This is a genomic window from uncultured Streptococcus sp. (assembly GCF_902463925.1).
GTDB lineage: Bacteria > Bacillota > Bacilli > Lactobacillales > Streptococcaceae > Streptococcus.
In genome coordinates this window covers 175,545-189,334 of sequence record NZ_CABQHE010000003.1, presented here as the reverse complement: position 1 = coordinate 189,334, position 13,790 = coordinate 175,545, and the positions used below count along the sequence as shown (strand labels likewise).

Here is a 13,790-nt window from a genome sequence, read left to right as displayed (position 1 = left end):
TTAAAAAATTAGAAGATAGCATCCTGTCTTCATACTCTTAAAATATTATTATATGGTAGTGATTTTTAATAAAAAAGGAGTTCGTCTTATGAATAAAAAGGTTTTGGCGACAGCTGGAATTGCAGCACTTGCAGTTTCTGCTTCAGTTGCTAAAGCTGATGAGGTAACGACAAATGGTCAAGTTTCAACAACAGCATCAGTGTCATCGACAGCTACACAAGCTATCCCAATTCAATCACAAGTAGAAACGGCTAGGGAACAAGCAAATGCTGCAAGTCAAGCGGTATCGCATCAAGAGTCAGTAGTCGCTAATCACGAAGAGACTATCAATCAGGCTAAAGCAAACTTAGCGACTGCAGATGCTAACTTGCAAGAGGCACAAACAGCAGCCTATGAAGCAAGTCTAGAAGACATTGCTGTAGCTCAAGGTCAAGTAACCAGAGCTGAAAATGCAGCTGAGAAAAAAGCCCAAGAAGAATTGGCAGCCGCTCAGGCAGCTTATAAGGAAAAAGCTACTGCTATTTCATCTAAAGAAGAGCAATTGACTGCAGATCAAAATGCTGCTAACCAAGCTAAAGCAGCCTATGAAACTGCACAAACAGTAGCGAATGAAAAGGCAGTCGCTCTTGCTGCTGCTGAAGCAGCTAAGAAAAAAGCAGAAGCTTCAACAACTAATATTCGCCAAAAATTCACAGTATCATCAGAGTACATCAGTGCTCTTAAGATTTATGAGTCAAAAACATCAACTGCAGAAGAAAAATATCAAGCTGAACAAACCTTGAAGGATGTTAACAAACGTGATCGTGAAAACAATAAATACCAAGATAATGAAGCGGATAAAAACATTACAATCAGCGACTTGAACAAGCTTAGCGAAGCTCAAATTACAGATTTGTCATTGTATACTTCAAGCTTGATTAACCAAATCCGTTCAGCTTTTGGTACAACTGAAACGTCTGTATCAAAAGGTAGTGTTATGGCAACAGACCGCGTTACAGATGGCTATGTGGCAGATAACTGGGGTTGGGAATCTATCAGTAACCGTAGACACGATAGTGCTGCTCTTGCCTGTGCTGGTAAGTCATTTAATACTGTAAATATTGGTGAAAATCTTAATACTTGGCAAGGTTTGACAGGACCATTTACTCTTAACCAGATTAAGGAGTATATCTATGAAGCTATGCTTGACTTCATGTTTAATGGTCAGGAGTGGAACCACGCCCGTTCTATTGCTGGACTTACATCTGATGGTGGCGAAACATACATTGGTACTGATCTCAGTGTAGTTGCTGGCGCCTTTAATGTCCACGTAAACAATATCAATGAAAATTCTATCTCTTTTGATAGTAGTTTTGACACAACTAAGATTGCCAACCCATATGAAGGTAGCCAATCTCAGCCATCTTCAAATGCAAATCTAGCAGCTGCAAAAGTAGCTTATGAAACTGCTAAGCAAGCTAACGATCAAGCTCAAAGTGACTTGGCTAGCAAGAAAGTTGCTTCTGAATCAGCAACTCTGAAACTTAAAAATACTCAGTCAGAACTTACAGCTCTTAAAGCGACTGCAAGCAAGTTGGCAGCTGCTCAGACTAACCTTTCTGAAAAACAAGCAGCCTTGAAACAAGCTAACCAAGCTTTGGCTTTTGCTAAGAATCGTGTAGCCGCCCTTACAAATGCTTCAGCTAACCTAGCAAAGGCTAAAGCAGAACGTGCAATAGCCTTTGCTAAACTTACTGCAGCTAAAGGTGCTCTTTCAACTGAATGTGCGAAACTTGTTGAATTGTCAGCTAAGCGTGATAAATTAACGAGCGAATACACGACTGTTCAAACTGCCTTTGATAACTATATGAAAGCTAAAGCAGACAAAGAACGTCAAACACAATTGTCTAAAGAGTTTGCTAAAATCACATCTAAAGGTCTTACACCAGTGTCAATTTATGATGTAGATGGTAAAGTTGTTGCTCTCACAACACAAGAACAAGCAGCTCAAACTGTAGCGCAAGTTCCTGTAAATTATGGTCAAACAAAAGCTGAGAAACAAGCTCCTGTACAAGAAGCAGATAGCTTGCCAGAAACAGGTGAGTCAACTGCAGCAGGATTCAGTCTTGTAGGTCTCTTCATGACACTATTGGCTTTCCTTGGTTTCGTTGACAGACGTACACGTCGTAATTAATCATTATAGACAAAAAAACGGCAGTTGCCGTTTTTTTATATGTTTGAGAATCTAAAAAAGTTAAGGCCGAAACCTTAACTTTTTCGTTTTTAACCCAAGAAACGTTTGAGGAATTCCTTGGTACGTTCTTCTTTAGGATTTTCAAAGATTTGTTCTGGGCTACCTTGTTCAGCGATTACCCCTTTGTCCATGAAGATGACACGGTCTGAAACATCACGTGCGAACTCCATTTCATGGGTAACGATAATCATGGTCAAACCAGTTTCAGATAGCTCCTGCATAGTCTTGAGTACTTCTCCTACCATTTCTGGGTCAAGGGCTGAAGTTGGCTCATCAAAGAGGATGGCTTCTGGATCAACAGAGAGGGCACGTGCAATGGCCACACGTTGTTTTTGTCCCCCTGAAAGTTGTTTTGGTTTAGCTTTCCAGTACTGTTCCCCCATACCAACTTTCTCTAAGTTAGCTTTGGCGATGCTTTCAGCTTCTTTACGGTCACGTTTGAGAACGGTTGTTTGAGCTACGATAGCATTTTCCAAAACATTAAGGTTTTCAAAGAGGTTGAAGGATTGGAAAACCATACCGAGTCTTTCACGATAGGTAGTGAGGTCGTAACCTTTTTCAAGGACGTTGTCCCCATGATAGAGGATTTCACCACCTGAAGGTGACTCGAGTAGGTTAATAGAGCGAAGGAAGGTTGATTTCCCTGAACCTGAAGAACCAATAATTGAGATAACCTCACCCTTTTTGACGCTGAGGGAGATATCTTTGAGGACTTCATTTTTTCCGTATGATTTTTTGAGGTTTTTAATTTCTAAAATCGTCTCAGTCATTAGTGAACCCCTCCTTGTGTGTAAGTATCTTGATCCAAACGGCGTTCTACATAACGCAAGATGCGTGTCACTGTGAAGGTAAGAACAAAGTAGATTGCTGCGATAACAAAGAATGTTTGGAAGTATTGATAGGTTTGGCTTGCGACAGTGTTACCTGCGAAGTAAAGTTCCACAACAGAGATAACGTTCAAAACAGAGGTATCCTTGATATTGATAACGAACTCATTACCAGTAGCTGGCAAGATGTTACGGATAACCTGTGGAAGAACAATCTTACGCATGGTTTGACCGTGGGTAAATCCAAGAGCAGTAGCAGCTTCAAATTGTCCTTTATCTACAGCGAAGATACCACCACGAACGATTTCACTCATGTAGGCTCCAGTGTTGATAGAAACGATGAAGACAGCTGCTAGGGTACGGTCAATATTGATACCAAAAGCCTGGGCAGTACCGTAGTAGATAACCATAGATTGTACAATCATTGGCGTACCACGGAAAACTTCGATATAGACATTAAGCACCCAACCGAAGAGTTTTTGGAGCAAGGCTACAAATTTATTAGCAGCCTTAGGAGCTGTGCGGTAAACACCAATCATAAGACCGATGAAAGTACCCACAACTGTACCGATAATTGAGATAAGAAGGGTAATTCCTGTACCACGTAGGAATTGTGGCCAGTTCTTAGCGATGATAGTGCTCATCTGACTAAAGAAGTTTCCTTTTTTAGCCTCATCAGTCTTATCTGCAGGTTGGATGTCAATGATGTGATCCATCAGTTTGACACGTTCCTCTTGGCTGATTCCAGCAAGGACCTTATTGACTTGTTCCATTTGCTGACTGTCTCCTTTGCGAAGACCGACGGCCAAGGAGACGTCATCGTCTGAAACCTGGAAACCACCATCTTTAAGCGTAATCATCTTATATTTTGAGCTAGCTTCTTCGGCAGTTTTTGCTTCAGGACGCTCTGAAACATAACCATCGATGATACCAGATGCAAGGGCTTGGCGCATAGCACCGAAGTCTCCCATAGCGGTTTGTTTGCTAACACCTGGGATTTGGTCAATCAAATTATAGAGATAAACCCCTTGTTGAGCTGTGATTTTAGCATCCTTGAAGTCTTTGAGAGTCTTAGCGTTGGCATAATCACCATCTGAGCTGACAACCATGACAGGTTCGCTTCGGTAGTAGCTATCTGAAAAGTCAATTTCTTGACGACGTTCAGCTGTTGGGCTCATACCTGCGATAATCATATTGATCTTGCCGGAAGTGAGGGCAGGAATCAAACCTGTCCAAGCTGTTTTAACCACCAAGGGTTTCTTCCCTTGAGCTTCAGCGATTTTTTTAGCGATTTGCACGTCGTAACCGTTGGCATACTGTTTAGTACCTTCGATTGGAACGGCTCCGTTTGAGTCATCGTCCTGCGTCCAGTTGAAAGGTGCATAGGCAGCCTCCATACCGACACGGAGATACTCGTTTGCTTGAGCGCTTGACACCCCACCAAAAACGAGGAGGAGCGCTGCAAAGCAGGCTACAATAATTTTTTTCATTGAAACAATGTCTCCTATAAAAATGTCATTCCTTACTATTTTACAGGAAATTGAGACTGATGACAATAAGTTGATGCTAGAAAAAACTGTATATCAGGATTGTCTTTAAATACAGTTGCTAATTTGATATAATGGGAAGGACGATTTGGAGTCTTATTCATTGTTGATGTGATAAGGCTAACATTTAAAAACGGAGATAATTATGCAAACGGCACAGTATATTATTGAATTACTGAAGGCAGTCTTTCTTGGGATTGTCGAAGGGATCACTGAGTGGTTACCCATTTCATCAACAGGTCATTTGATCTTGGTTAATGAATTCTTGAACTTAAGACAAAGTAAAGATTTCATTGATATGTTTAATATTGTGATTCAGCTTGGGGCTATTCTAGCAGTTATGGTCATCTACTTTAAACGTTTGAATCCCTTCCAACCTGGTAAGACAGCACGTGAAGTGCAATTGACTTGGCAACTTTGGCTCAAGGTGGTCATTGCCTGTATTCCTTCAGCCTTCTTTGGTCTTCTTTTAGATGATTGGATGGAAGCTCATCTCAGTAATTTTCTTGTTGTAGCTATCATGTTGGTAGTCTATGGGATTGCCTTTATTTGGATTGAGGATCGCAATCGACGTGTAGAGCCTAAGGTAACGGACTTGGCACGTATGTCTTACAAGACAGCTTTCTATATTGGTCTTTTCCAAGTCTTGAGTATCATTCCAGGGACTAGTCGTTCAGGTGCTACTATTCTTGGGGGAATCATCGTTGGTACTAGTCGTAGCGTAGCAGCTGACTTCACCTTCTTCCTTGGTATTCCAACGATGTTTGGTTATAGTGGGCTTAAGGCAGTTAAGTATTTTATTGATGGGAACACCTTGACTGGTGGACAAGTGGCCATTCTATTGGTAGCTAGTGTGACAGCCTTTCTTGTCAGCCTATTTGTGATTCGCTTCTTGATGAACTATATTAAGAAACACGATTTCACTGTTTTTGGAAAATACCGTATCGTACTCGGTATCATTGTGCTTTTCTATGGAGCTGTTAAACTTATTTTTGGATAAAAAATTGAAAGGATTTCGATTGAAGTCCTTTTTATCTGGTTTAGAGATTATTTATTGAGAAGTTTTCCAAAGATAAGATAAGCTAGTGTCCAAAGGACCAGTCCGCAAGTTAAGAAACCGGAAAGAATTTTCAATAAGTCTACGATATTATGCAAGGGATGCCATCCAGATAAACAGAGGATTGAAAGGATGGTAACATACATGATTGAGAGGTGGAGGAGTGATTGTTGTCGGAGTGTCAAATGGTTATCGTCGTAAATGGATGCAGTTTCCAGTATGATGGCAAATATCAATCCTGTAAGAAAGGTAGATTTGTTTATTTGATGAGGTTGTTCTGATAAGTAGAGAAAGAGCGTCAAAAAATTCGTTATTCTTGCAGTATTGCTAGTTCGAAGTCATCCTTTTTTATAGGCAGTCATGGTTGTCACCTCCAACTACATATCCACTTTTATTTTACTCTTTTCTAGGATAGCTGACGGCTATAAATAGGAAAATTCAAGTCTTTGCTAGCATTAGAGAATTTTTAGAAAAGCTTCCTAAAATAAGACCTAAACTTGTTCAGAAATTGCTATCTCTTTGCTTTTCTAGTATAATGAAATAACTACTCGTGCGAGGTTTTTACATATGGAAATGAAACAAATAAGCGAGACAACTCTAAAAATCATGATTACCATGGAAGATCTTGAAGAACATGGTATGGAGCTGAAAGATTTCTTGATTCCCCAGGAAAAAACAGAGGAATTTTTCTATACTGTCATGGATGAGTTGGACTTGCCTGATAACTTTAAAAATAGTGGGATGCTGAGCTTCCGTGTCACGCCACGCAAGGATCGTGTGGATGTCTTTGTGACTAAATCAGACCTTAAGGAAGACCTTGATTTCAATGATTTGTCAGATATGGATGACTATTCAGGACTTTCTCCAGAAGAATTCCTCAAAGCTCTTGAAGGTAACTTTATGGATAAGGGAGATATTGAAGCCCACCATAAGCTCGAAGAGCTTGAAAAGGCCTTGGAAGAGGTTGATAAGACTATGACAGAGCCGGCTAAGGAAGTGGTTGAGGAAACTATTCGTGAAGATTATACTCACTATGTCTTGGCTTTCTCTGACTTTGATCAAGTAGTAACCTTTACGCAAGGTTTGAAGGATGTGCCAGTGGAGGGTTCTGAACTTTATAAACTTGGGGATGTCTATTACATGACGATCCTTCTTTACTTGGCTGATGAGCCTGATTATTACGCGAACAATATGTATGCGCGTTTTCTTGAATATGCGAATGTGGCAGACCGAACACGTGCCTACCTACAAGAGCATGCAACAATCTTGATGGAAGAGGACGCCTTACCGGTACTACAAGCAACGAAATGGAGCTAGGACATGCCTTGGACCATTAATTATATCTTTGTCTTGATTGGGACCTTTTTGATTGCCATTGTGACGACCCCTTTGGTTCGCTCTTTGGCCTTTCGAGTTGGAGCGGTTGATAATCCAAATGCAAGACGTATCAATAAAAAGCCAATGCCGAGTGCTGGTGGTCTAGCTATTTTCTTGGCCTTTGTACTGGCAACCTTGGTATTTATGCCTATGATTATTCAGAAGGATGTCTGGCATATTTCTTATTTAAGATACATCTTACCGGTTGTTGTGGGTGGTGCTATTGTGGCATTGACAGGTTTCATTGATGATATCTTTGAATTAAAACCTTTGCCTAAGATGCTCGGTATTGTTATTGGAGCTGTCATTGTTTGGGCTTTTACGGATTTTCGATTTGATAGCTTTAAGATACCTTTTGGCGGGCCCATGATTCAGTTTGGGCCAGTCTTGACCTTGATTTTAACGGTATTATGGATTGCAGCCATCACCAATGCCATTAATCTGATTGACGGTTTGGATGGCTTGGTCGGAGGCGTTTCTATCATTTCCCTAATGACTATGGGGGTGATTTCTTATTTCTTCCTCTATGATACTGATATTTTCTTGACCATGACCATCTTTGTCTTAGTGGCTGCCATTATGGGCTTCTTCCCTTACAATTATCATCCAGCGATTATCTATCTAGGTGATACGGGGGCGCTCTTTATCGGCTTTATGATAGGCGTCTTGTCATTGCAAGGACTGAAAAATGCGACAGCAGTAGCTATTTTGTCACCTGTTATTATCCTGGGGGTGCCTATTGCTGATACGGTGGTAGCCATTGTCCGCCGTAAGTTGTCAGGGCGCCCAGCCATGGAGGCTGACAAGATGCACTTGCATCATCGCCTTTTAGCTATGGGGTTCACTCATCGAGGAGCAGTTCTGGTGGTTTATGCCATCGCTATCCTCTTTTCATTGGTTGCCCTCTTGTTAAATGTTTCCAGTCGTCTCGGTGGTATTCTCCTACTTCTGAGTTTGATTTTGGGAATGGAAATTCTGATTGAAGGGCTTGAGATTTGGGGCGTTGGTCGAACACCTCTCTTCAATTTCTTAAAATTTATCGGGAATAGTGATTATCGCCAAGCAATCATGTTGAAATGGAAGCAAGGTCGAAAAAAATAAACATTTGAAAAGCCAAGCAATGGCTTTTTTGTTATAATGATTCTAATTAAGGAAAATGGAAATTCTCTTTTTATTTTCCGGAAAAATAGTTTTGCTATTTTCAAAAATAATGCAAATTAGCGAGTACCTGCTCGCTGTATATATGGAAAAGGAGTATACAATGTCTGTACTTGAAATCAAAAATCTTCATGTTTCTGTTGAAGATAAAGAAATTTTGAAGGGTCTTAATTTGACTCTTAAAACTGGTGAGATTGCTGCTATCATGGGGCCTAACGGAACTGGTAAATCTACCCTTTCAGCTGCTATCATGGGTAACCCAAACTATGAAATCACAGAAGGGGACATCCTTTTCGATGGCGAAAGCATCCTTGATTTGGAAGTTGACGAACGTGCACGCCTAGGTCTTTTTCTTGCTATGCAATACCCAGCTGAAATCCCAGGAATCACAAATGCTGAGTTCATCCGTGCGGCTATGAACGCTGGTAAAGAAGATGACGAAAAGATTTCTGTTCTTGATTTCATCACTAAATTGGATGAAAAGATGGAATTGCTTGGTATGCGTGAAGAAATGGCTGAGCGTTACCTTAATGAAGGTTTCTCAGGTGGTGAGAAAAAACGTAACGAAATTCTTCAGTTGCTTATGTTGGAACCTAAGTTTGCTCTTCTTGACGAGATTGACTCAGGTCTTGATATTGATGCTCTTAAAGTGGTTTCAAAAGGGGTTAACGCTATGCGTGGCGAAGGCTTCGGTGCTATGATTATCACTCACTACCAACGTCTCTTGAACTATATCACTCCAGATGTTGTACACGTAATGATGGAAGGTAAAGTAGTTCTTTCAGGCGGCCCTGAATTGGCTGCTCGTCTTGAGCAAGAAGGTTATGCGAAAATCGCTGAAGAGCTCGGTTACGAGTACCACGAAGAAGCGTAAGTCTGTTACTCAAAATAACTAGAAAAGGAGTAACCTATGTCAAAAGAATCTATTATCGCTTTTTCACAAGCAAAAGCAGAGCCACTCTGGTTGCAAGACCTTCGTCAAGCAGCTTTTGATAAGCTTGAAAGTTTGGCTCTTCCAAAAATTGAGCGTGTTAAATTCCACCGTTGGAATCTCGGTGATGGAACGATTACTGAAAATGAACCATCAGCAAATGTGCCTGATTTTACAGCACTTGGAAACAACCCTAAATTGGTCCAAGTAGGAACAAATACTGTTCTTGAACAATTGCCAGCTGACTTGATTAGCCAAGGTGTGGTCTTCACAGACCTTACCACTGCTCTTGAAGAAATCCCAGAAGTCGTTGAAGCCTTCTTTGGAAAGGCTGTAGCCTACGATGAGGACAAATTGGCAGCTTATAACTATGCCTATTTCAATAGTGCAGCAGTCCTTTATGTACCAGATAATGTTGAAATTGACTTGCCAGTTGAAAGCTATTTTTACCAAGATGGAACTTCAAATGTGCCATTTAACAAGCACGTTTTGATTGTAGCTGGTAAAAACAGTAAATTGACTTACCTTGAGCGTTTTGAAACGCTAGGTGAAGCGACTGAAAAAGCTAGTGCCAACATTTCTGTGGAAGTTATTGCTCAAGATGGTGCACAAGTTAAGTTTGCGGCTATTGACCGTTTGGGTGAAAATGTCACAACTTATATTAGTCGTCGTGGTCGTATCGGTCGTGATGCAAGCATTGACTGGGCTCTCGGCATCATGAACGAGGGCAATGTTATTGCTGACTTTGATAGCGACTTGATTGGCAATGGAAGTCATGCCAACCTTAAAGTTATTGGTCTTTCATCAGGTCGTCAGGTGCAAGGGATTGATACTCGTGTGACGAACTATGGTAACAACTCTGTGGGACACATCCTACAACATGGTGTTATTTTGGAACGTGGTACTTTGACCTTCAATGGTATTGGTCACATTGTCAAAGGTGCTAAGGGTGCTGATGCACAACAAGAAAGCCGTGTTCTTATGCTTTCTGATAAGGCCCGTTCAGATGCGAACCCAATCCTTTTGATTGATGAAAATGAAGTTACAGCAGGACACGCTGCTTCAATCGGTCAAGTGGATCCAGAGGATATGTACTACCTCATGAGTCGTGGACTTGATCAAGACACTGCAGAACGCTTGGTTATTCGCGGTTTCTTGGGAGCGGTTATTACCGAAATTCCAGTTAAAGAAGTACGCGATGAAATGATTTCTGTAACTGATACAAAATTAAATAAACGTTAGGAACTATCGATGCAGATAGTCTAACCTATGATATATCTAGATAGGGAGATAAGATGTCAGCTTTAGATGCCTATAAGATTCGACAAGGTTTTGCCATTTTAGATCAGGTAGTTAATGATGAACCTTTGGTATACTTGGATAATGCAGCAACGACACAGAAGCCTCAAGTAGTTTTGGACACTCTCATGGCATACTATCATGAGGACAATGCCAATGTTCATCGTGGTGTACATACCTTGGCTGAGCGTGCAACAGCTGCTTACGAAGCTAGTCGTGAAAAGCTTCGTCAGTTTATCAATGCGAAATCAACCAAAGAGGTCCTCTTTACACGTGGAACGACAACTGGTCTTAACTGGGTTGGTCGTTTTGCAGAGCAGGTTCTTGAGCCAGGAGATGAGGTAGTTATTTCAATTATGGAACACCACTCGAATATCATACCTTGGCAGGAAGCTTGTAAGAAGACGGGGGCTAAACTTGTTTATGCCTACTTGAAAGATGGCCAATTGGATATGGAAGATTTGGCCAACAAGATTACTGAAAAGACAAAATTTGTCAGCCTAGCTCAGGTCTCTAACGTTTTAGGCTGCATCAATCCTGTCAAAGAAATTGCCAAGCTTGCCCACCAAGTTGGTGCCTATATGGTGGTGGATGGTGCCCAATCGACGCCCCACATGACTACTGATGTTCAGGATTTGGATTGTGATTTCTTCACCCTTTCTGGACATAAGATGTTAGGCCCAACAGGGATTGGGGTCCTCTATGGCAAGGAAGAGATTCTCAACCAGATGAATCCTATCGAATTTGGTGGTGAGATGATTGATTTCGTTTATGAACAGGAAGCCACTTGGAAGGAACTGCCTTGGAAATTTGAGGCTGGTACACCTAACATTGCGGGGGCTATTGCTCTTGGTGCTGCTGTAGACTACCTCTCTGCTTTAGGCATGGAAAATATTCATGCTTACGAGCAGGAGTTAGTAGACTATGTATTGCCTAAACTTCAAGAGATTGAGGGATTGACAGTCTATGGTCCAGAGGATCCTAGCCAGCATGCAGGTGTTATTGCCTTTAATATTGACGGGCTTCATCCTCATGATGTGGCGACAGCTCTTGATTATGAAGGAGTAGCAGTGCGTGCAGGTCACCACTGTGCTCAGCCTTTAATTAATCATTTAGGAATCTCATCAGCTGCCCGAGCAAGCTTCTATATTTACAATACCAAAGAGGATTGCGATAAGCTTGTAGAGGCAATTCTTGCGACGAAGGAGTTTTTCAATGGCACTCTCTAGACTAGATAGTTTATATATGGCTGTTGTGGCCGATCACTCTAAGAGCCCTCACCATCATGGTGTTCTACCTGATGTGGAGCAACTTCAACTGAATAATCCGACTTGTGGAGATGTTATCAATCTGTCAGTTAAATTTGATGGTGACGTGATTGAAGACATTGCCTTTGCTGGTGATGGTTGTACCATTTCTACAGCTTCATCAAGTATGATGACGGATGCAGTTATTGGAAAAACCAAGGCAGAGGCTTTGGAACTAGCGGAGATTTTCTCTCTTATGATTCAAGGGGAACATAAAGATGAAGATAAGCTAGGCGAAGCCAAGCTCTTGGCGGGGGTCTCTAAATTTCCACAACGTATCAAATGTGCAACGCTCTCTTGGAATGCCCTTAAAAAGGCTATAGAGAGAAGTGAGCTCTAGGAGGCAATGGAGTAATTATCCTCTTTGCTCAAGTCTTAAATAAAGAAAATTAATCAAACCTTTAATAAAGGAAAATACTATGACTGAAACAAATGAAAAAGTAGAACCAAAACCCATTGATTTGGGAGAATATAAATACGGTTTCCATGATGATGTGACACCAGTCTTTTCAACAGGAAAAGGAATCAGTGAAGACGTGGTTCGTGCCATGTCTGCTGAAAAAGGGGAGCCTGAGTGGATGCTTGAATTCCGCTTGAAATCATTGGAAACCTTTAACAAAATGGCCATGCAAGAGTGGGGGCCAGATCTTTCTGCCCTCAACTTTGATGATTTGACTTATTTCCAAAAAGCATCAGACAAACCTGCTCGTGACTGGGAAGATGTTCCTGAGAAAATCAAGGAAACTTTCGAACGTATCGGTATCCCAGAAGCAGAGCGTGCTTATCTTGCTGGAGCCTCAGCTCAGTATGAATCAGAAGTGGTCTACCACAATATGAAAGAAGAGTATGACAAGTTGGGTATCATCTTTACAGATACAGACTCAGCCCTTAAAGAGCATCCAGAGCTCTTCAAGAAGTACTTCTCAAAACTGGTTCCACCAACAGATAACAAATTTGCTGCCCTTAACTCAGCCTTCTGGTCAGGTGGTACCTTTATCTATGTACCAAAAGGTGTTAAGGTAGATATTCCGCTTCAAACTTACTTCCGTATTAACAACGAAGCAACTGCCCAGTTTGAACGTACCCTTATCATCGTTGATGAAGGTGCCAGCGTTCACTATGTTGAAGGATGTACAGCGCCAACATACACAACGGCAAGCCTTCATGCGGCCATCGTTGAAATCTTTGCACTTGATGGTGCCTACATGCGCTACTCAACTATCCAAAACTGGTCAGATAGCGTCTACAACTTGGTAACTAAACGTGCTACGGCTAAGAAAAACGCAACTGTTGAGTGGATTGATGGTAACCTGGGTGCTGAAGTAACCATGAAGTACCCATCTGTTTACCTTGATGGGGAAGGTGCGCGTGGTACCATGCTTTCAATTGCCTTTGCCAATGCAGGTCAACACCAAGATACAGGGGCTAAGATGATTCACAATGCACCGCACACATCATCATCTATTGTTTCTAAATCAATCGCTCGTAATGGTGGTAAGGTTGACTACCGTGGGCAAGTCACTTTCAACAAAGATTCTAAGAAATCGGTATCTCACATTGAATGTGACACCATCTTGATGGATGATTTGTCTAAATCAGATACTATCCCATTCAACGAAATCCACAATTCACAAGTTGCGCTTGAACACGAAGCTAAAGTTTCTAAGATTTCTGAAGAACAGCTCTACTACCTCATGAGCCGTGGACTTTCAGAACAAGAAGCAACTGAAATGATTGTCATGGGATTTGTGGAACCATTTACCAAAGAACTTCCAATGGAATATGCTGTTGAGCTTAACCGCTTGATTAGTTATGAAATGGAAGGATCAGTTGGGTAAGAGTAAGTTTGTGTATAAATGCAAAGTAAACTGAGAAATTGGTTCAAAATACTATAAGGTTAAGATATACCTCTTAGCCTTTTTTGTTTGGATTGATTGTAAAACGTTTATGTGTAGTGGACAAGGGCTATAGATGCGTCATTTTTTGGATATTTCGAGTCTTTTTCGAGACAAAATAACTGAATTGTCGAATTATTCAGAATTAGGTCTTTACTT

The 13,790-nt window shown here is 41.2% G+C and carries 12 protein-coding genes; 9 read left to right on the top strand and 3 right to left on the bottom strand.

Annotated features, from left to right (window positions below):
• Positions 1–88: 88 nt before the first annotated feature.
• Positions 89–2,173: an SEC10/PgrA surface exclusion domain-containing protein gene (locus tag RDY04_RS03805; protein WP_303952239.1), complete on the top strand. Its 2,085-nt coding sequence runs from the start codon at positions 89–91 to the stop codon at positions 2,171–2,173.
• A gap of 89 nt (positions 2,174–2,262) precedes the next feature.
• On the opposite strand, the gene RDY04_RS03800 is transcribed toward RDY04_RS03805, so the two are convergent.
• Both RDY04_RS03800 and RDY04_RS03795 read right to left on the bottom strand, forming a co-directional pair.
• On the bottom strand, positions 2,263–3,003 hold the full coding sequence (locus RDY04_RS03800) for an amino acid ABC transporter ATP-binding protein (protein WP_002886432.1): 741 nt from the start codon (positions 3,001–3,003) through the stop codon (positions 2,263–2,265).
• Complete coding sequence (locus tag RDY04_RS03795) at positions 3,003–4,550, bottom strand: ABC transporter substrate-binding protein/permease (protein ID WP_303952237.1); 1,548 nt, start codon at positions 4,548–4,550, stop codon at positions 3,003–3,005. Before RDY04_RS03795 ends, RDY04_RS03800 begins: the two co-directional genes overlap by 1 nt.
• 202 nt (positions 4,551–4,752) lie before the next feature.
• Here RDY04_RS03795 and RDY04_RS03790 point away from each other — a divergent pair, with 202 nt between their 5' ends.
• On the top strand, positions 4,753–5,607 hold the full coding sequence (locus tag RDY04_RS03790) for an undecaprenyl-diphosphate phosphatase (protein WP_295494374.1): 855 nt from the start codon (positions 4,753–4,755) through the stop codon (positions 5,605–5,607).
• Positions 5,608–5,654: 47 nt separating this feature from the next.
• On the opposite strand, the gene RDY04_RS03785 is transcribed toward RDY04_RS03790, so the two are convergent.
• Positions 5,655–5,966, bottom strand: a complete 312-nt coding sequence (locus RDY04_RS03785; protein WP_303952234.1) for a DUF3021 family protein — start codon at positions 5,964–5,966, stop codon at positions 5,655–5,657.
• A 265-nt stretch (positions 5,967–6,231) separates the two neighbouring features.
• Between RDY04_RS03785 and mecA the strand changes: the two genes are divergently transcribed.
• From mecA to sufB, 7 genes are all read left to right on the top strand, one after another.
• Complete coding sequence (gene mecA, locus RDY04_RS03780; RefSeq protein WP_303952232.1) at positions 6,232–6,981, top strand: adaptor protein MecA; 750 nt, start codon at positions 6,232–6,234, stop codon at positions 6,979–6,981.
• Between the two features lie 3 nt (positions 6,982–6,984).
• The gene (locus RDY04_RS03775) at positions 6,985–8,142 is read left to right on the top strand and encodes a glycosyltransferase family 4 protein (RefSeq protein WP_303952230.1); all 1,158 of its coding nucleotides are present in this window, start codon (positions 6,985–6,987) and stop codon (positions 8,140–8,142) included.
• Between the two features lie 160 nt (positions 8,143–8,302).
• Positions 8,303–9,073 carry a Fe-S cluster assembly ATPase SufC gene (gene sufC / locus RDY04_RS03770; RefSeq protein ID WP_002883600.1) on the top strand — a complete coding sequence of 257 codons (771 nt, stop codon included), beginning with the start codon at positions 8,303–8,305 and terminating at the stop codon, positions 9,071–9,073.
• 36 nt (positions 9,074–9,109) lie between these two features.
• Entirely contained in the window at positions 9,110–10,372 is a 1,263-nt protein-coding gene (gene sufD, locus RDY04_RS03765; RefSeq protein WP_048790376.1) for a Fe-S cluster assembly protein SufD, read from the top strand.
• A gap of 53 nt (positions 10,373–10,425) precedes the next feature.
• Complete coding sequence (locus RDY04_RS03760) at positions 10,426–11,658, top strand: cysteine desulfurase (protein WP_303952226.1); 1,233 nt, start codon at positions 10,426–10,428, stop codon at positions 11,656–11,658.
• Positions 11,645–12,076 carry a Fe-S cluster assembly sulfur transfer protein SufU gene (sufU, locus tag RDY04_RS03755; protein WP_295494391.1) on the top strand — a complete coding sequence of 144 codons (432 nt, stop codon included), beginning with the start codon at positions 11,645–11,647 and terminating at the stop codon, positions 12,074–12,076. The genes RDY04_RS03760 and sufU overlap by 14 nt, the downstream gene beginning before the upstream one ends.
• A gap of 79 nt (positions 12,077–12,155) precedes the next feature.
• Positions 12,156–13,574, top strand: coding sequence for a Fe-S cluster assembly protein SufB (gene sufB, locus RDY04_RS03750; protein WP_003095156.1), 1,419 nt, complete (start codon positions 12,156–12,158; stop codon positions 13,572–13,574).
• Positions 13,575–13,790 lie beyond the last annotated feature (216 nt).